The sequence below is a fragment of the Streptomyces sp. NPDC087270 genome (assembly GCF_044744625.1).
Classification (GTDB): Bacteria; Actinomycetota; Actinomycetes; order Streptomycetales; family Streptomycetaceae; genus Actinacidiphila.
Genome location: NZ_JBIUYR010000022.1, coordinates 1 through 17,255 on the forward strand (window position 1 = coordinate 1; position 17,255 = coordinate 17,255).

General features: G+C 73.4%; 13 protein-coding genes. 4 read left to right on the forward strand and 9 right to left on the reverse strand.

Annotated elements, in window-relative coordinates; translation table 11 throughout:
* The first annotated feature begins 109 nt into the window (after window positions 1-109).
* Both ACIPAE_RS33325 and ACIPAE_RS33330 read left to right on the forward strand, forming a co-directional pair.
* Window positions 110-634, forward strand: coding sequence for a GNAT family N-acetyltransferase (locus tag ACIPAE_RS33325; protein ID WP_402450422.1), 525 nt, complete (start codon window positions 110-112; stop codon window positions 632-634).
* 538 nt (window positions 635-1,172) lie between these two features.
* A complete protein-coding gene (locus ACIPAE_RS33330; RefSeq protein WP_402450424.1) occupies window positions 1,173-2,759 on the forward strand; it encodes a hypothetical protein in 1,587 nt (528 codons plus the stop codon).
* A gap of 175 nt (window positions 2,760-2,934) precedes the next feature.
* Here ACIPAE_RS33330 and ACIPAE_RS33335 read toward each other — a convergent pair whose 3' ends face one another.
* The 3 genes from ACIPAE_RS33335 to ACIPAE_RS33345 all read right to left on the reverse strand — a co-directional run bounded on the left by ACIPAE_RS33335 (window position 2,935) and on the right by ACIPAE_RS33345 (window position 6,313).
* Complete coding sequence (locus ACIPAE_RS33335) at window positions 2,935-4,488, reverse strand: FAD-dependent monooxygenase (RefSeq protein ID WP_402450425.1); 1,554 nt, start codon at window positions 4,486-4,488, stop codon at window positions 2,935-2,937.
* A gap of 64 nt (window positions 4,489-4,552) precedes the next feature.
* Window positions 4,553-5,194, reverse strand: coding sequence for a TetR family transcriptional regulator (locus ACIPAE_RS33340; protein ID WP_329366312.1), 642 nt, complete (start codon window positions 5,192-5,194; stop codon window positions 4,553-4,555).
* Between the two features lie 117 nt (window positions 5,195-5,311).
* Window positions 5,312-6,313 (reverse strand): hydroxyacid dehydrogenase, encoded by a 1,002-nt coding sequence (locus ACIPAE_RS33345; protein ID WP_402450427.1) that lies wholly within the window; start codon window positions 6,311-6,313, stop codon window positions 5,312-5,314.
* A gap of 689 nt (window positions 6,314-7,002) precedes the next feature.
* Between ACIPAE_RS33345 and ACIPAE_RS33350 the strand changes: the two genes are divergently transcribed.
* The gene (locus ACIPAE_RS33350) at window positions 7,003-8,175 is read left to right on the forward strand and encodes a LacI family DNA-binding transcriptional regulator (protein WP_402450430.1); all 1,173 of its coding nucleotides are present in this window, start codon (window positions 7,003-7,005) and stop codon (window positions 8,173-8,175) included.
* A 54-nt stretch (window positions 8,176-8,229) separates the two neighbouring features.
* On the opposite strand, the gene ACIPAE_RS33355 is transcribed toward ACIPAE_RS33350, so the two are convergent.
* The 6 genes from ACIPAE_RS33355 to ACIPAE_RS33380 form a co-directional block, all read right to left on the reverse strand.
* Window positions 8,230-10,023: a type VI secretion protein gene (locus ACIPAE_RS33355; protein ID WP_402450432.1), complete on the reverse strand. Its 1,794-nt coding sequence runs from the start codon at window positions 10,021-10,023 to the stop codon at window positions 8,230-8,232.
* Between the two features lie 4 nt (window positions 10,024-10,027).
* Window positions 10,028-11,446, reverse strand: coding sequence for an ATP-binding protein (locus ACIPAE_RS33360; RefSeq protein ID WP_328467444.1), 1,419 nt, complete (start codon window positions 11,444-11,446; stop codon window positions 10,028-10,030).
* A gap of 30 nt (window positions 11,447-11,476) precedes the next feature.
* On the reverse strand, window positions 11,477-13,021 hold the full coding sequence (locus ACIPAE_RS33365) for an SCO6880 family protein (RefSeq protein ID WP_329366304.1): 1,545 nt from the start codon (window positions 13,019-13,021) through the stop codon (window positions 11,477-11,479).
* Window positions 13,018-14,364, reverse strand: a complete 1,347-nt coding sequence (locus ACIPAE_RS33370; protein WP_402450435.1) for a hypothetical protein — start codon at window positions 14,362-14,364, stop codon at window positions 13,018-13,020. Before ACIPAE_RS33370 ends, ACIPAE_RS33365 begins: the two co-directional genes overlap by 4 nt.
* The gene (locus ACIPAE_RS33375) at window positions 14,354-15,211 is read right to left on the reverse strand and encodes a hypothetical protein (RefSeq protein WP_366413529.1); all 858 of its coding nucleotides are present in this window, start codon (window positions 15,209-15,211) and stop codon (window positions 14,354-14,356) included. The genes ACIPAE_RS33370 and ACIPAE_RS33375 overlap by 11 nt, the downstream gene beginning before the upstream one ends.
* 210 nt (window positions 15,212-15,421) lie before the next feature.
* Window positions 15,422-15,730: a hypothetical protein gene (locus ACIPAE_RS33380; protein WP_328467452.1), complete on the reverse strand. Its 309-nt coding sequence runs from the start codon at window positions 15,728-15,730 to the stop codon at window positions 15,422-15,424.
* Between the two features lie 261 nt (window positions 15,731-15,991).
* Between ACIPAE_RS33380 and ACIPAE_RS33385 the strand changes: the two genes are divergently transcribed.
* Entirely contained in the window at window positions 15,992-17,011 is a 1,020-nt protein-coding gene (locus tag ACIPAE_RS33385; RefSeq protein ID WP_366413530.1) for a bifunctional lytic transglycosylase/C40 family peptidase, read from the forward strand.
* Window positions 17,012-17,255: the final 244 nt, after the last annotated feature.

Sequence of the window (17,255 nt, forward strand, 5' to 3'; positions counted from 1 at the left end):
TGCAGGGGGGACCCTGTGGGAGAGTAGGACACCGCCGAACAATTTTTCAGCTCGGGTCCCCCGATTAATTCGGGGGACCCGAGCTTTTTTGCGTTGTATGGTCCGATCCATGGGGTACGAGATACGGCCGGTACTGTCGGCCGAGTGGCGGCAGAGCCGTGAGCTGCGGTTGGCGGCGCTCCAGGACGAGCTCGCCCCGGTGGCGTTCGCCCGGACCTACGCCGAAGAGGCGGCGATGACCGAGGACCGTTGGCGGCAGCGTGCGTCGGGGGCCGGCGCGCAGCAGTTCGTGGCCGTGGCCACGGAAGGCGGCGACGGGGAGGGCGGTGACCGTACCGCGGAGCGCTGGGTGGGGATGGCCGTGGTGGTCGTCGAACGTCCCGACTATCTCAGCGTCAACGCCGTCTACTTGGTGCCCGAGGCCCGCGGACACGGCGTGGCCGACCGGCTGTTCGCGACCGCCCTGGAGTGGGCCTGGCAGCGGGCCGACCGGGTCCACCTGTGGGTGCACGAGAAGAACCCGAGGGCCGAGGCGCTCTATCGGAGGCTGGGTTTCGAGCGGACCGGCAGGACGATGCGGTCGCCGTTGGACCCGTCCTTCACGGAGTACGAGCTGGCGCTCGACCGCCCGTGAGCCGGGCGAGCCGGGCGAGCCGGGCGAGCCGGGCGAGCCGAGTGCGCGGAACGGGCTGAGCGTTGCGGCGGTCGGCGGACCTGCGGCCGTATCGATACCCAGGCCGGCTCCGCAGAGCAGCTCCGAAGCGCCGCTCCGGACAACGTTCGGTGCGCGTTCAGTTCGCGTTCGGTTTCCGTGTTCGGGGGTCGGGCAGCCGGTTGGTGTATGAGCACGGGCCGGCGCCGTTCTTCGGGCCGCCGCGGGCTCTGCGGGAGTGGGCGCGGGGCCATTGCCGCGGGGGAGACGGTGCGGGAGGGTGGCGGTGCGGCCGGTGCCACAGAGGACACCGGTGCCAGAGGTAACGCGTTCCGGACGCGTCAACGAAGGGAAGCCGCGCATGGCCACAGATGCGTCGTCTGAGAGTTCGTTAGAGGGTGAGGAGCGTCCGTCGCGGGCCGATACGTCCGACGTGGTCGCGCCCCCGGCTCGCGCGCACGGGCGCGGGAGTGTCCGCGGGCGGGCGCTGCGGCGGGCGTCGATCCTGACGGTCGCGTCCGTGGTGGGCGTCCTGCACCTGACCGGAGGCGCGCTCGCCGATCCGTCCGACGCGAACGGCGGGGCGCAGGCGGGCTCGTACGGGAGTGACAGCAGCGGGAAGGCCGGGCTGGGCGGGACCGGCGGCGGCACCCAGTCCGGGGCGATCGGCCTCGGCACCGCCTTTGGGAACAGTTCCAACGGCGCTCCGGCATCGGCCGGGATGAGCGTCGGCGACGGGAAGACCGGGGCCGGCGCCTCGGCCTACGGCAGCGGAACGAATTCGGCCGGGGCGGGCGCGTCCAAGGCCGGGCCGGGCGGCGGGTTGTCGGTCGGCGACGCCTCGGCCACCGGCAGCGGGGCGGGAGCCAACTCCAACGCCTCGACCAGCAAGGGGACTTCGTCCGCCGAGGCGTCCGGCGGTTCGCAGAGCGCCAGTGCGACCAGCGGGTCCAGCCAGAACGGGGCCGCGTCCTCCGCGAGCACCAAGGGTGGCGGTTTCTCGGGCGCCAACGCGGATTCCGGTCCGGCCGGTTCCTCCGCCGCGGCCTCCAGCCCCAGCGGCAACACCTCCGCGAGCGCCGCCTCCGGGCCGCTCGGGAGCGCAGGCAAGGCCGGGGTCGGTGTGTCCGGCTCGTCCGCGAGCACGTCGGCGGCCGGTACGTCCGCGGCCGGCACCGACGCCGGCGGCAGCCAGGCACAGGCGTCCGCCACCAGCATCTCCGGGCCGACCTCCGCCACCTCCACCGGTGTCGGCAGCCCGCTCGGTGGTGTCTCCTCGGCGACCGCTTCGGCGCCCAACGGTGGTACGGCCACCGCGCAGGCGCCCGGCGCGGCGCCGGCCAGCATCTCGGGGCCGCCCGGGACGAGCGTCTCCGCGAGCGCCTACAGCGGGGCGATAGCCGGTACGCCCGGGGCCATGCTCGGATCGCCCTGGGGGGCGACCACGACGACGAGTTCGGCTCCGGCGGACTCCGCGCCCGCGTCGGCTCCGGCCGACTCGGCACCTGCCTCGGCTCCGGCGGCCTCGGCCCCGGCCGACTCCGCACCGGCCTCGGCCCCGGCCGACTCGGCTCCCGCCGACTCCGCTCCTGCGGCGGCGGCCGCTCCGGCTGGGGACGCGGCAGCCGCGTCCGCACCCGGTGACGACGGTACGTCCGACGCTGCTTCGGCCGACGCCGGTGACGCGGGGGACGACGGTTCCTCTGCTGCCGCCGGGGATGCCGGTGACGCCGGCGACAACGGAGCTTCCGCCGACGGAGCTTCGTCCGACGGGTCCTCCGCCGACGGTTCCTCTGCCGATGGAGCGTCCGCCGGGGACTCCGGTGCCTCGGGCGCCTCCGCGGCCGGCGGTGACGGGGGTTCCTCCGACGGCGGCTACGGCGGCGGTGACGGCGGTTCCTCGGCGTCCGGCGGCAACAGCGGTTCCTCCGACGGCGGTTACGGCGGGGGCGACGGCGGTGGCGAAGGGTCCGGCGGATACGGCGGTGGTTCCGGCAGCGGCGGTGACGGCGGTGGCGGTGACGGCGGTGGTTCCGGCGGCGGCGACGGTGGTGGCGGCTCCGGCGGTGGGGACGGTGGCGGTTCCGGCGGCGGCGGTGGTGACTAGCACGCGTCCGACGCGTCACCGGCCCCGGGGATCTCTCCGTACGGGCTGAAGCGTGCGACCGGCCACGGCACGATCGTGGCCGGTCGCACGGCTTTCGCCACGGCTTTCGGCGCCGCATTCGGCGCCGTTTGCGGGGCCGGGTCGTGCGGGGTGGGGTCGTGCGGGGTGGGGTCGGTCAGGCGGCGAACCAGTGGGCGAGGGACGTGCGCAGGGCGGTCAGGTCCTCAGGGGTCGGGGTGGGGGAGGCACAGGCCCAGGCGGTGTAGCCGTCGGGGCGGACGAGCAGGCCGGTGAGGTCGCCGGCCGGGTCGGCGCTTCGGGCGGTGACCAGGTCGACGGCTGACAGGCCGGCCGGGAGGGCGGCCGACAGTGACCGGTCCTCGGTCAGGTCGAGGAGCAAGGGACGTGCGGTGCGGGCGAGTTCGGCGAGCCGGACCTTTCCCGTCCCGGTGATCAGCGTCAACTCCGGGGCGAAGTAGCCGACCGCGGGGTGGGGGTCGGCGAGGCCCATGTCGTAGCGGACGTCGGTGCCGGCGGTGAGGTCGGCGAGGTGCTGGACGACCTGCTTGCGGGTGAGCAGTTCGGTGAAGAGTTCGCGCAGGGCGGTGGTGTCGCTACCCGGTGCCGTGAGTGCGGACTGGGCCTCGGCATTGAGCACCATGCGCCGGGCGGCTTGGCGGCGCTCGGTGTCGTAGCTGTCGAGCAGGCCGGAGGGGGCGGTGCCGTGCAGCGCGGCGGCGAGCTTCCAGCCGAGGTTCGCGGCGTCCTGGAGGCCGAGGTTGAGGCCGGGGCCGCCGCCGGAGGTATAGACGTGGGCGGCGTCGCCGACGAGGAAGATCCGGCGGTCGCGGAACCGGTCGGCGACGCGGGTGTTGCCGCCGTTCAGCCGCCGCAGCACGTGGGGGCCCGTGCCGTCCGGCGCGCCGAGCGGCAGGGCGACGCCGAGCACCCGCCGGATGCTCGACTCCATCTCGGCCAGGGTCATCGGCTCGTCCGTCGCGGGCTGGTCCCACTCGGTGGTGCTGACCAGCGGCGGCTGCCCGGGGAACGGCGCGTAGGAGAAGCCGCCCTGGTCGGTGCGGTGGGGCAGGAAGGGCAGGACCGGCGGGTGGCCGGGGACGGTGAGGGCGCCGTTGGCCGGGTCGACCCACCCGGCGGGGAGAGTGGCGTGGGCGGTGCGGTTGGTGCGGCGGTCGTAGCTGACGCCGGGGAACCCGATCCCGGACAGCTTGCGGATCACGCTGTGCGCGCCGTCCGCGCCGACCACGTAGCGGGCGCGGAGCTGCTGGTCGCCGTCGGGGCCGGTGACGTCGAGGGCGACGGCCGCGTCGTCCTGGGCGACGGCGCCGACCCGGTGTCCGCGCCGCAGGTCGACGCCGAGCTCGCGGGCGCGCTCCTCCAGGACTTGGACGATGCGGTGCTGCGGGGCGGCCAGCCCGAAGACCGGGCTGGCGTCCAGCAGGCCGAGATCGAGGCCCATCGCGGCGAACATGAAGTACGCGGAGTTCGGCCGCGGGGGTTCCGGGCTGCCGCTGAGCGGTTCGTGCAGGCCGCGGTGGTCGGCCAGGCGTACCACCTGGCCGAGCAGGCCGTTGGCCTTGGGTTCGGTGCCGGGCTGCGGGAGTTGCTCCAGTACGGTCGGGCGGATGCCGGCCAGGGCCAGTTCGCAGGCGAGCATCAGCCCGTTCGGCCCGCCCCCGACGATGATCACATCGGCTGTCACGGTCATGTCTCCTTGGTGCGGACGGGAAAGGGGCGGCACCGCAGTGGAGCGGGCCGGTCGCCGCTTCCGGCTACGGGACCGGCAGGCCGGCGGCCAACTGCTCGAAGACCTCGGCGAGGACCGCGCTGAGCCGTACGGGTTCGGGCGCGCGCAGGCTGTGTTCGACGGCTGTCGCGCTGCCGGCCGCGACCACGGCGGCGACCAGCTGCGGGTAGACGTCCCGCTCGGGATCGGTGCCGGTGCGCCGGGCGACGGCCGTGGCCAGCTCCCGCTGGGCCGCCGCGTTCGCCTTCACGATCTCGCCGGCCAGCGCGGGCTCGGCCAGCATCAGCCGTACGCCCTCACGCCACCGCTCGTTCTGGGGCGCGGAGTCGTCCGAGGGCACGAACCGGCCCACCACGGCGTGGAACAGCGCGTCCCACAGCGGTTCGCCGGCCGGGCGGGCGAGCAGGTCGTCGGCGACCCGCTGCATCCGTTCCAGGTGGCTGGCGGCGATCGCCTCCGCCTTGCCGGAGAAGTAGTTGCGGAACGTGCGGACCGAGACGTTCGCCTCCGCGGCGATCCGGTCGACCGTCACGTCGGCCCAGCCGTGGATGACGCACAGGCGGATCGCCGCCTGGCTCAAGGCGACCCGGGTCTCCCGCTTCTTGCGTTCGCGGAGGCCGGGTTCGGGGTGCGCGGTCGTCGGCGGCTCATCATCTGCGGGTGCCATGCGGGCAGCCTAGAATAACCTTGCCGTCGCGGCAAGATTGCCGGTGCGGCAATTATTGACGAAGCTGCGTCGCCCCCGCTGCGGAGCGGGACGGACGGGGGCGCCCGGGGCGTCCCGTCAGGCGATCCGCGACAGATCGGCGGCCTGGACGCCGCCGAGCAGCGGCTCCCCCTTGAGCCAGCGCTCGACCTCGTCGACCGCGTAGGCGCCGAGCCGCTGCACCTCGCTGCCCTGGCATCCCGCGATATGCGGGGTGACCAGCACGTTCCGCATGAGCAGAAGCGGGTGGCCGTCGGGGAGCGGCTCGGGCTCGGTGACGTCGAGGTACGCGTCGATCCGGCCCGTCCCGCACTCGCGCGTGAGCGCGTCCGTGTCGACGATCCGCCCCCGCGCGCTGTTGATGACGGACGCGCCGTCCCGGAGGAGGGCGAGCCGCTCCGCGCTGAGCAGGTGGTGGGTCTCCGGCAGGTCGGGCGCGTGCACGGTGACGATGTCGCTCTGCGCGCAGAGGTCGTCGAGGTCGACGAGGGTGACCCCGAGCGCGTCGGCCTCGGCCGCGGTCACGTAGGGGTCGGCGAGCAGCACCCGGAAGCCCGCGGTGGCGGTGAGCAGGCGCGCGATGACGCCCCGGCCGATCCGGGACGCGCCGATCACGCCGACGGTCGCGCCGTCGGAGCCCTGCCTGCGGCGGAAGGCGGGCTGGCACCCGGCGACGTACTCCGCGGCGGTGCCGAGCGCGCGGTGCGACGCGAGCCAGATCGTGGCCATGGTGTACTCGATCACCGGCGCCGCGTTGGCGTCGGCCGCCGAGGAGACCGCGATGCCGCGGGCCCAGACCTCGCGAGTGGTGTGGCTGCGTACGCTGCCGGCCGCGTGGATGGCGGCGGCCAGCCGCGGCATGCGGTCGAGCGTCGGGGCGTCGAGGACCGGGCAGCCCCAACCGGTCAGCAGCACCTGGGCGTTGGCGAGGGCGTCGGCCGCGTCGGGGTCGGCCGGGTCGGTGACCAGGCCGGGGTGGACGTCGGCGAGCGAGTCGAGCCGGGCGCGCAGCGAGGCGGGCAGGACCAGGTCCAGGACGTCCGGCTTCATCGCCAGCACCAGCTTCGGCCGCTCCGCCATGTCTGCTCCTCGCGTGTGGTGGTCGTGCTCGTGGTTCCGCCGGTGCCTGTCGTCCCCGTCGTGCGCGCGGGCCGTGTGGCGCCCCCGGTTGCGACGTGCCCGACGTGCTGCCGACCGAACCGCCGAGTCGCCGCGTCGGTCGGGCCGCCCGGTCTGCCGGTCGGTCGTGTCGCCGACGGGCCACCCGCTCGCCCGCCGGTTCGTGTAATCGGTTACTTCACAACGATCAAAGCCTAGGTCGGCGCTCATGTGGCGTCAACGCCCGTTGCTGCGCCTGGCGCGCCGAGCAACGCGATTCGGCCGTGGTGTGCGCGAAGTTCAGCCATTCGCGGCGGCTGTGCTCAGCTGCGAGGCTGGCGGGCAGAGGGGTTGATCTGTCGTAGTAACCGGTTTAGATTCAGTGTCACCCTGAGCGCCGCAGGGCTCGTGGCGCCCGCCGTAAACGGTTGCGGCGGGACCTGGTCCTGCTGGTGCTGACGGGGCCGGGGCCGGTCTGCTTCCCGGTCTTCCGGTACGGCGCGATGGCCGGAAACGTCATCGCGTTCAAGGACCGCGTGCCCTTTCCCCCGCGATCGTGGCCGACCGCCGGGCCGGCCGGCCATGGAGCGTCCCCGCCCGGTGGGGCACCAGTACGCTGGGCGGCGGCGCGGCGGTGCGCGGCGGCTGCGACGGGACTTCGGATGGCGGGGATGGCGGAGAGTTCACCAGGGCCGGGCGCCGGGTCGGGCGCCAGGGCGGGAACGGGTGCCGGCGCGGGTGCGGGGCAGGGCGCGACCGGGCGCGGCAGCGGCAGGCGGACCATCCGTGACGTCGCCGACCGCGCGGGCGTGTCCGTCGCCACCGTCTCCCGGGTGCTGGCCGGCAACTACCCGACGTCCGCCGCGGCCCGCGCGAAGGTGCTGCGGGCCGTGAAGGACCTCGACTACGTCATCGACGGCCGGGCCCGGGCGCTGGCCGGCACCGGCCCGAAGACCGTCGCGGTGATCGTCTCCTCGGTGGACAGCGCGTTCTACGCCCGAGTCGCGCAGGGCGTGGAGCAGGAGGCGGCGGCCCGGGGCCGGCTGTGCATGGTGTGCAGCCACAGCGGGGACGAGGCTCGTGAGCTGGCGCTGGTGCAGATGATGCGGGAGCAGCGCGCCGAGTTCGTGGTGCTGGTCGGCGGCGCCGTCGAGGACGACCGCTACCGGGCCCGGCTGACCGAGTACGCGCACGGCCTGGCCGCCGCCGACTCCCGGCTGGTGCTGTGCGGGCGGCCCGCGCCCGGCCCCGACATGCCGGTGCTGGTGGTCGAGTACGACAACGAGGCCGGCGCGTACGCGGCGGTCAGCCATCTGCTGGCGGCCGGGCACCGCGACATCCTCTACCTCGGCATCATCCCGGGCCACTCGACCGTCGAGCCGCGGATCGCCGGCTACCGCAGGGCGCTGGCCGACCACGGCCTCGGCCCGGCCGCCGAGCGGATCGACGGGATGGGCCTGGGCCGCGCGCGCGGCTACGCGGAGATGCGGCGTATCCTCGCCGGCTGCGGCGGCCGCCCGGAGTTCACCGCGGTCTTCGCCGGCGACGACCAGCTCGCGGCGGGCGCGATGGCGGCGATGCGCGAGTACGGCCTGCGCACCCCGCAGGACGTCTCCGTCGTCGGCTACAACAACGACGACCTCGCCCAGGACCTCAACCCGCCGCTGACCACGGTCAACATCCCCGCGTACGAGCTGGGCCGGGAGTCGGTGCGGCTGGCGCTCGCCGAGAAGGCGGCCCGCGGCGAGGGCGGCGGCTCGGGCGCCCTCGCGCAGAGCCGGCACCTGCTCGGCACGCACACGGTGCTGCGCGGGTCGGTGGCCCCGCCCCGGCCGCGGGTCTGAGCCCGCCACCGGGGAACCGGGTGCGGCCCCGGGCCGCGTGCGCGGCCGGCCGGCTCAGCGGATGCGGACCGCGTCCGGCACGGCCGGCGGCAGCGCGTCGGCGGTCGCGTCGCCGAGCGCCAGCCGCATGTCCGCCTGCTGCCACAGCGGTGACTGCCAGCGCGCGGTGCCCTGTTCGGGCGAGCGCAGCACCGCGAGGGTCGGCAGCCCGGCGGCGTGCCCCTCGGCGAGGAGCACGGGCAGGTCGGGGGTCGGGGCGAGCGCGCCCACGTCGTCGAGGACGAACGTCATTGGTGGGTCGAGCCGACCGGCGGGTGACCCTGCGGCCATGCGCCGGCCGTGCTCGACCACGCTGGAGACGAGTGCGGTCAGCAGGGGCATCGCACCCGGATGGGAACGCGGGTCCTCGATCCGTTCGCCCACCACATAGAGCGTTCCCCGTTCGGAGGTGAATGACTCCAGGTCGAGGCCACCGGACTTGGCGGGTGTGCACGCGTCGCGGATGTGCACCGAGTTGAGCGGTTCGAGGGTGTGCCGGATCAACGCCTGTGCCGCGTCCCGGCGTTCGGGGTGGGCGTGCAGCACCGACTCCAGCTCGCCGCTCCAGCCGGACGCGGCGTCGCGGTCGCTGCGCAGCACCCGCACCGCCTCCCCGGCGCTCGCCCCGCCCGCGGCCCAGCGCTGCACCTGCCGGAAGGGCCGCCCGTCCACGGCGGCCGCGTGCAGCCAGCAGCGCAGCAGCGTCACCGCCGCGTCGTGCACGATCGCCTCGTCGGCGCGGGCGGTACGCAGCGGCGCGAGCAGCGCGGCGGCGCGTATCCGGGCGGTGTCCGGACGCTCGCACCCGCCGTGCGGCGCCCACCGCAGCCGCCCGGGCACGTCCACCAGGTGCGCCGGGTCGAAGACGTGCACCGGCCCGAGCTTCGCCCGGTTCCCGGCCGTCTGGTGGTAGGTGTCGGGGTCCGCGGTGGTCACCACGACCGGTCCGGCCGCGGCCAGCACGGCGGGCTGCACCACGCGCTTGGCCTTGTCGCCGCGCGGCTCGGCGAACAGCGCGTAGGTGCGGGTGACCTCGCCGTCGGCGAGCGCGGCCAGCGGGGTGGCGGCCGTCACCGGTGGCGGGGGAGCGGCCGCCGGCGAGGCACCGGCGGGCACCAGGTCCTCGGCGCGCACCGGCGGGAACTGCGTGGTGGGCGCGTCCTCGGGCGCAGGGGCGCCGGGCGGCACCGCCCGCGGCACCGTACGGAACCAGGCGTCCAGGCTCTCCTCGCCGGAGCGGGCGTACGGCTGCGGGGCGGCGTGGTGGCGCGGCTCGGGGACGTCCGCGGGATCGCCGCCGTCCTCGCCCGCCGGCGTCCGCGCCCCCTTGCCGGCCGCGAGCGCCGCGTCCTGCTCGGCGCCGTCCTCGTCCTCTTCGTCGTACGTGTACGCGTCGTCGGCCGCGGCGGGTCGCGGTACGCGTGCGGCCCTGGCGCGGCGGGGAGTCCGGGTGCGCGGCGGGCGCTTGCCGCGCAGCCGGGCCACCGCGTTGAGCACCCACATCGCGAAGGAGAAGAGCGCCACGATCTCCCCGATGAGCACCCACCAGAACAGCCCGGCCCCCGGCAACTGCCCGCGGGGCACCTGCGGCCATGCGGCGGCCATGTCGTGCGGCTGGGTGACCAGGTACCGCATCGCGCGGGGGGTGCGGGTGAAGTGCACGCCCTGCGGCCAGCCGCCGTGCGCGAGCACCCCGGAGATCCCGGTCGCCGTCCACACCAGCAGGGTCACGCCGAGCAGCAGGCCGATGATCCCGACGATCAGGCCGTCGGGCAGGCCCCCCGAACTCTCCTTCGTGCGCGCCGCCATGACCTCACGCCACCGCGTCGTCTGCCATGTGCTTGGCGAGGGCGACCTGCGCCGCGTGCGCCTCGGCCCTGGCCTCGGCCTCCGCTTCCGCCTCGGCCTCGATCCCGGCCATGTGGTCCTGCGAGGACTCCGTCATCGCCCGGTCGGTGAAGACCAGGGGCCGCTCCGCCTCGGTGATCAGGTGCTTGACCACCTGTACGTTGCCGTTGACGTCCCAGACCGCGATGCCGGGGGTGAGGGTCGGGATGATCTCCACCGCCCAGCGCGGCAGGCCCAGGACGCGGCCGGTGGCTCTCGCCTCGTCGGCCTTCTGGGCGTAGATGGTGCGGGTGGAGGCCATCTTGAGGATCGCCGCCGCCTCCTTGGCGGCGGCGCCGTCGACCACGTCGGACAGGTGGTGCACCACCGCCACGAACGACAGGCCGAGCCGCCGGCCGAACTTCAGCAGCCGCTGGAAGAGCTGCGCCACGAACGGCGAGTTGATGATGTGCCATGCCTCCTCGACCAGGAAGATCCGTTTCTTCCGGTCCGGCCTGATCCAGGTGTGCTCCAGCCACACACCCACGATCGCCATCAGGATCGGCATCGCGATCGAGTTCCGGTCGATGTGCGAGAGGTCGAAGACGATCAGCGGCGAGTCCAGGTCGATGCCCGCGCTCGTCGGCCCGTCGAACATCCCGCGCAGGTCGCCGTCGACCAGCCGGTCCAGCACCAGCGCCACGTCCAGGCCCCACGCGCGTACGTCGTCCAGGTCGACGTTCATCGCCTCGGCGGACTCCGGCACCGGGTGCCGCAGCCGTTCCACGATGTCGGTGAGGATCGGCTGGCGGTCTGTCACCGACTCGGCGACGTAGGTGTGCGCGACCTTCAGCGCGAAGCCGGACCGCTCGTCCAGGCCGCGCCCCAGCGCCACCTCGATGATGGTGCGAAGCAGCGCGAGCTGCCCGGTGACGGTGATCGCCGGGTCCAGCGGGTTGAGCTTGATCCCGCCGTCCAGCGCCGCCATCGGGTCCAGCCGGATCGGGGTCAGGCCCAGCGACTGGGCGATCAGGTTCCACTCGCCGACGCCGTCCTCGCCCTGCGCGTCCAGGACCACGACCTGCCGGTCCTTGAACCGCAACTGCCGCATCACATAGGTCTTCTCCAGCGCCGACTTGCCGTTGCCGGACTCGCCGAGCACCAGCCAGTGCGGGGCCGGCAGTTGCTGGCCGTAGAGCTGGAACGGGTCGTAGATGTACCCCTTCCCGGAGTACACCTCGCGTCCGATGATCACACCGGAGTCGCCGAGGCCGGGCGCGGCGGTCGGCAGGTACACCGCCTGCGCCTGGCCGGTGGACGTGCGGACGGGCAGCCGGGTGGTCTCCACCCGGCCGAACAGGAAGCTGGTGAACGCGTCCGTGATCGCAGCCAGAGGGTCCAGCATGGGCATCGGTGGCCTCCTCCTCCGGGCGGGCTAGCGGCGGATGCCGGTAGCGAACGGCAACGTGTTGACGAATGCCCGGTGGTGCTCACGATCGCACCATTCGAGCTTCAAATACGACTTACCGGCGGAAGCGCGGATGGTGCGCTTGTCGCGCGCCAGCGCTTCCGGGGAGCGCGCGGACACCGTGATGTAGCCGACCAGGTTCACCCCGGCCGCGCCACTGGCCAGGTCCTCGCCGCGCTGGTCGATCCGGCCGTGGTGGGCCACGTCCCGCGGGTCCACCACCCGGTTCATCTTCGCGGCCCGGCTCGCCTCGGCGTCGTCGTTGGTCTTCTCCGTCAGCATCCGCTCGATCGCCACGTCGGTGGGCTCCAGGTCCATGCAGACCGCGACGGTGCGGATCACGTCCGGGGTGTGCACCAGCAGCGGCGCGAGGAAGTTGACGCCCACCGGCGTCATCGGCCACTCCTTCACCCACGCCGTGGCGTGGTGCCAGGGCGCGCGCGTGCTCGACTCCCGGGTCTTCGCCTGGAGGAACGTCGGCTCGGTGGCGTCCAGTTCGGCCGGCCACGCGTTGCGGCGGGTCATCGCCTGGATGTGGTCGATCGGGTGGTCCGGGTCGTACATCGAGTGCACCAGCGACGACAGCCGGGCCTGGCCGAGCGGCTGCCGGACCCGGATGTCGGCCTCGGCGAGGCGGGCGCAGATGTCGTTGAGCTCGCGGGCCATCACCGCGGCCAGGCCGGCGTCCTTGTCCACCCGGGTGCCGCGGGCGACGGTCGCGCGGGCCATCGCGTTGCCCTCGGCGGCCAGTTCGCGGGTGAAGTGCATGCACGCCACCAGGTAGGCGCGGTGCTGCTCGGAGGAGGTCGACACCATCGACTGGAGCTGGTCGTAGGAGTCCTGCAGCCAGCGTGGCGCGTCCGGTTCGCCGCGCTGCGCCACGTCCTTGGCGTGCGCGTCCGGGTCGGCGGGCAGCGTGCGGGCGAGCATCTGGAGCCGCGTCACGAAGCCGTCGCCGTTGGCCACGTGCTTCAGCAGGGTGCCGAAGCGTTCCACCAGGGCTTCCTGGTCCTCGCTGTCGCGCAGGCCCACGCCCGGGCCCTCGATCTCGATCGCCGCGGTGACCGTACGGCGGTCCACGTGCAGCAGCACCGCGATCTCGTCCGGCCCGAACGGCGCGGCCAGCCAGGTGATCCGGCCGATCCCCGGCGGCGGCCCGACCTCGATCTCCCGCCCGTCCATCCGGGTGCCGGCCTCCTGCGCCGAGGAGCGGTACGCCGGCGCGACCCGCAGCATCCGCCGGTAGGCCCGGTTGATCTCGAACCAGCGGTAGAACGTACGCCGCCGGTAGGGCATGTACACCGCGGCCAGCGCCAGCACCGGCCAGCCGACCAGGCCGACGATGCGCAGCAGCAGCACAGGGATCAGCAGGCCGGACATCATGCCCAGCGCCGCCCCGACGATGATCAGCGCGATCTCGCCGGTCTCCCGGTTCTTGCCGACGATGGCGTTCGGCCGCGCCTTTCCGATCAGATACGTGCGGCGCGGCTGGGTGAACGGCTGGGTCGTCACCGGCGCTCACCTCCTTGGGAAGAGCCCTTGTTCGAACCCGACGCCGGGCCGGAGCCGGACCGGTACGGGGAGCCGCTGAGCGGGCCGCTGCCGCCGGAGCCGCCGCTGGAGCCGCTGCCGGAACCGCCCGAGCCGCCCGCACCGCCGCGGGTGCTGTGCGCGGCCATGCCGCCGGCCACCGGGTTGGCGGGCTGGCCGCCGCCCTGGGCCTGCTCCTGCGGGCCGCCGCGGGCGCTGTGCGTGGTGATGCCCTGGCGGACCAGCGCGGCCGGCGAGGAGATCACCGCGGCCGCGGAACTCTGGCCGCTGGCCTTGCGGTTGTTGCGCAGGCTCACCACGTCGTCGCCGAAGCCGGGCACGAACCGGTAGATCATCGCGCTGGCGAAGATCGCCAGCAGGATGATCGCCAGACCCGACACGACCGCGGAGAACGAGTTCGGGCCGTTCTTCGACCCCGACAGCGCGCCGGCCAGCCCCAGCACGATCACGACCACGGGTTTCACCAGGATCACCGCGATCATGATGCCCGCCCAGCGCCTGACGTGGTGCCACATGTTCTTGTCCACCAGGCCCGCGTAGACCGCGGTGCCCAGCAGCGCGCCGACGTACAGCAGCGCGGCGCGGATCACCAGTTCCAGCCAGAGCACACCCGCGGCCAGCACCGACACCAGGGAGACCACGATCAGCATGACCGGGCCGCCGCCGATGTCGTTGCCCTTCTTCAGGGCGCCGGAGAACGAGCCGAAGAACACGTCGGTGTTCGACTTGGTGCCCGACGAGATCACGTCCGTGACCGCGTCGGTCGCCGAGACCACGGTGTAGAGCACCAGCGGGGTGAAGGCGGAGGCCAGCACCGTCAGCCACAGGAAGCCGACCGCCTCGGTGAGCGCCTCGGTCATCGGCACCCCGCGCACCGCGCGCTTGGCCACCGCCAGCAGCCACAGGATCAGGGTCAGGATCGTGGAGGCGGCGAACACCACGGCGTACTGCCGCAGGAACTCGGTGTTCGTGAAGTCCACCTCGGTCGTCTTCGTCACCGCGGTGGAGAGCTTGTCGATCGTCCAGGAGGCGGCTTCGGCGCAGCCCTTGCCGAGGGAGGCGAGGGGATCGAGGCTGCTGGTGCCGCTGTCTCCCTTCGGCGCGACGGGGGTCGTGCCGCTGTTGCAGTAGTCCTTCGTGGGCCCCGACAGCAGACTGCAGGTGTCGTTGGACGCCGACGTCGTCGGCGTCGGCGTGGCCGAAGGGCCCGCCATCGCGCGCGTCGCGAGGGTCCACAGCGCCGTCTGCAGCGTGACGACGACTGCCGACAGGGGGAGGAGCCGGGCGCGGCCGCTACCTCGCATAGGTGAACCCTCCGTACTGCTGTACGGCACCCGCGATCTGGTCCGCCGTGGCGATCTGCTGGTCTCCGCTGACCGGCGCGGGCCCGTCCTGCTGGCTGGAGGAGGCGATCTTCCAGTCCCCGCCGCTGCCGCCCGACGTGCCCGAGGTGTCCCACACCAGCTTCTCGGTGATGGTGAACCAGGAGGCCGTGACGGGCTTGGTGGAGTCCTTGCCGGCCAGGCCGGCCAGCGCGGTGCACCAGACCTCGACGGTGGCCGCGTCCGCGGTGCCGGCGGTGGTCTTCGTGCCGACCGGGATCGTCCGGGAGACGAGGGTCAGTCCCTGGGGCGCGGAGCCGTCGGGGTTGAGGCCGAGGGCCTTTATCGCGCCCGTGGAGTACGCCTGGTCGAGCGAGCCCTGCAGGGTCCCGGTGGCCGAGGGGGCGTACACGGTCGCCACGATCCGGTGCCGGGCGGTCGTGTTGAACATGTCGACGCCGCCCAGCGCGACCGCGTAGTTGGCCGCCGCGGACTGGGCGCCCTGCTGGGTGTGGGCGAACCCGGCGGGGATGCCGCCGGACTTGCCGGTGACGGGGCTCTCGCCGGTGGGCGCGGTGGCGGAGGTGGAGCTCTTCGCGGAGGAGCCCGCGCCGCCGCTCCCGCCGGAGCCGGAGCCGGCGTCGTCGGTGGAGGACGAGGACCCGCCGCCGCGGGTGGCGAACGCCAGCGCCGCGACGAGCACGACGACGACGCCGACCACCGTGGCCAGCGCGCGCCGCGGCTGCGGGCGTCGCCCGGCCTGGCCGTGCGTGCCGTGGCCCTCGGGCATCCGGGTCCGGGTCGGGGGGCCGTCCTGGCCGAGGCTCATCGTGCGGTCGCCCCCCGGGATGCCGCGGGCACGCCGCGGCGGCGCGTGTCACGGCGGAGCGTGTCGCGGAGGACGACAGCGCTGCTTGGTTGAGTGGGCATCAGCACGCAGCCTCGGTCGGGACGGTGGAGCCTGGGACGGGCTCCGTAAGGGGAACAGTGGCACCCGGGGGTGCCGGGAGGACGGTCCGGCGGTTCCGGTCGGGCCGGGCTAGATCGCCATCCCGTAGACGATGGTGAACAGCGTGCCGAGGGAACCGATGATGAACACGCCGGTCAGACCGGCGATGATCAGTCCCTTGCCCTGCTCCGCGCTGAAGGTGTCGCGCAGCGCGGTCGCGCCGATCCGCTGCTTGGCCGCGCCCCAGATGGCCAGGGCCAGGCACAGCAGGATCGCCACCGCCATGACCACCTCGACCATCACACGCGCTTCGTTGCCGAGGGAACCGAAGGGTCCCCAGTCCGGGGCGATGCCACCGATGATGGTGTTGATGTCGCCCTTCGCCGCTGCCAGAAACATGTAACTCACCACCCCGCTCGATCAGTTGACTCCCTCGCCGGGGCGCAAGGGGCCATCATCTATCTTGACGGAGGAATCCGCTGTTGGATGTCGACTGGGCGACTTTCTCGGCGGATCGTCCGTGTGATCCGGCCCGCACCCGTCAGACTGGGGACGGACCGGTGTTCGAGGGACACAGACGACTACTGTGTGTATCACGAGCATCACCGTAGGGCAACGAAGAGGGCGGGATCGTACAAGGATCGGAAGGGTGGGGACCTCGTGCGCCGGATCTGGCTCATCGTCATCATCGCTCTGGGCCTGTGCTTTTCGTTCCTCGCGCTGCTCGTGGTGGGCACGTTCTCGGCCGCCGCGGGGCTGTCGGACGGTGAGAACGGGCAGGCGGTGACGTTGGCCAAGGGTTCGGTGCCGGCCGAGTACGAGCCGATCGTGGCGAAGTGGGGCGACTTGTGCCCGTCGCTCAACCCGTCGCTGCTGGCCGCGCAGCTCTACCAGGAGAGCGGGTGGAACGCCCACGCGCAGAGCGGGGCGGACGCGCAGGGCATCGCGCAGTTCATCCCGGGCACCTGGGCCACCCACGGCATCGACGGCAACGGCGACGGCAAGGCCGACGTGTGGGACCCGCAGGACGCGATCCCCTCGGCCGCCACGTACGACTGCCAGCTCGCCGCCTACGTGAAGGACGTGCCGGGCGACAACACCGACAACATGCTCGCCTCCTACAACGCCGGCGCCTACGCGGTGATCAAGGCCGGCGGTGTCCCGCCGTACGCCGAGACGCAGAACTACGTGAAGACCATCCGCTCCCTGGCGCAGAGCTTCGCGGCGCCGGTCGCGCGGCTGGAGCCGACCGAGCAGGCCGCGGGCGCGATCACCTACGCGCAGTCGAAGCTCGGCACCAAGTACCTGTGGGGCGGGGAGGGGACGGCGGCGCAGGGCGGCCGGTTCGACTGCTCGGGGCTGACGCAGGCGTCGTACCACGCGGTCGGGGTGACCTTGCCGCGGGTGGCCAACGACCAGTGGAACGCCGGGCCGCACCCGAGCCGCGCCGAACTGCTCCCGGGCGACCTGGTCTTCTTCGCCTACGATCTGAGTGACCCGCGCTCCATCCACCACGTCGGGATCTACGTGGGCGGTGGCTACATGATCGACGCGCCGCACACCGGCGCGGTGATCCGGTTCGACCCGATCGACTCGCCCGACTACATCGGGGCGACCCGGGTCACCGAGAGCGGGGCGCAGGCGCTGCCCACCTCGTCGCCGGCGTCGTCCCCGTCCTGACGGACCGTCGCCTCCGGGGCCTGTGACGGGTGACACCCGTGTGGCGAGTGCGCAGGGTGATGCTCGGCCCCAAGGCTGGGGGGTTTCCGGCCGTTCGACCGTTCCCCCTGGTCACCCTTGCATAACAGCATGGTGATCATCTGGCGAAGACCGGAACGCTACGTAGTGTGCCGACCGTTGTACGGGGGAGAATGGCGCGAGACGCAAGCGACGGGGGTTGCGCACGAGCCGACCGTGAACGCAC

What these genes read in the sequence shown, in the direction of transcription:
- ACIPAE_RS33325 (WP_402450422.1), top strand. Translation starts at nt 110, where the DNA reads ATGGGGTACGAGATACGGCCGGTACTGTCGGCCGAGTGGCGGCAGAGC.
- ACIPAE_RS33335 (WP_402450425.1), bottom strand. Translation starts at nt 4,488, where the DNA reads ATGACCGTGACAGCCGATGTGATCATCGTCGGGGGCGGGCCGAACGGG.
- ACIPAE_RS33340 (WP_329366312.1), bottom strand. Translation starts at nt 5,194, where the DNA reads ATGGCACCCGCAGATGATGAGCCGCCGACGACCGCGCACCCCGAACCC.
- ACIPAE_RS33345 (WP_402450427.1), bottom strand. Translation starts at nt 6,313, where the DNA reads ATGGCGGAGCGGCCGAAGCTGGTGCTGGCGATGAAGCCGGACGTCCTG.
- ACIPAE_RS33350 (WP_402450430.1), top strand. Translation starts at nt 7,003, where the DNA reads ATGGCGGAGAGTTCACCAGGGCCGGGCGCCGGGTCGGGCGCCAGGGCG.
- ACIPAE_RS33355 (WP_402450432.1), bottom strand. Translation starts at nt 10,023, where the DNA reads ATGGCGGCGCGCACGAAGGAGAGTTCGGGGGGCCTGCCCGACGGCCTG.
- ACIPAE_RS33360 (WP_328467444.1), bottom strand. Translation starts at nt 11,446, where the DNA reads ATGCTGGACCCTCTGGCTGCGATCACGGACGCGTTCACCAGCTTCCTG.
- ACIPAE_RS33370 (WP_402450435.1), bottom strand. Translation starts at nt 14,364, where the DNA reads ATGCGAGGTAGCGGCCGCGCCCGGCTCCTCCCCCTGTCGGCAGTCGTC.
- ACIPAE_RS33375 (WP_366413529.1), bottom strand. Translation starts at nt 15,211, where the DNA reads ATGAGCCTCGGCCAGGACGGCCCCCCGACCCGGACCCGGATGCCCGAG.
- ACIPAE_RS33380 (WP_328467452.1), bottom strand. Translation starts at nt 15,730, where the DNA reads ATGTTTCTGGCAGCGGCGAAGGGCGACATCAACACCATCATCGGTGGC.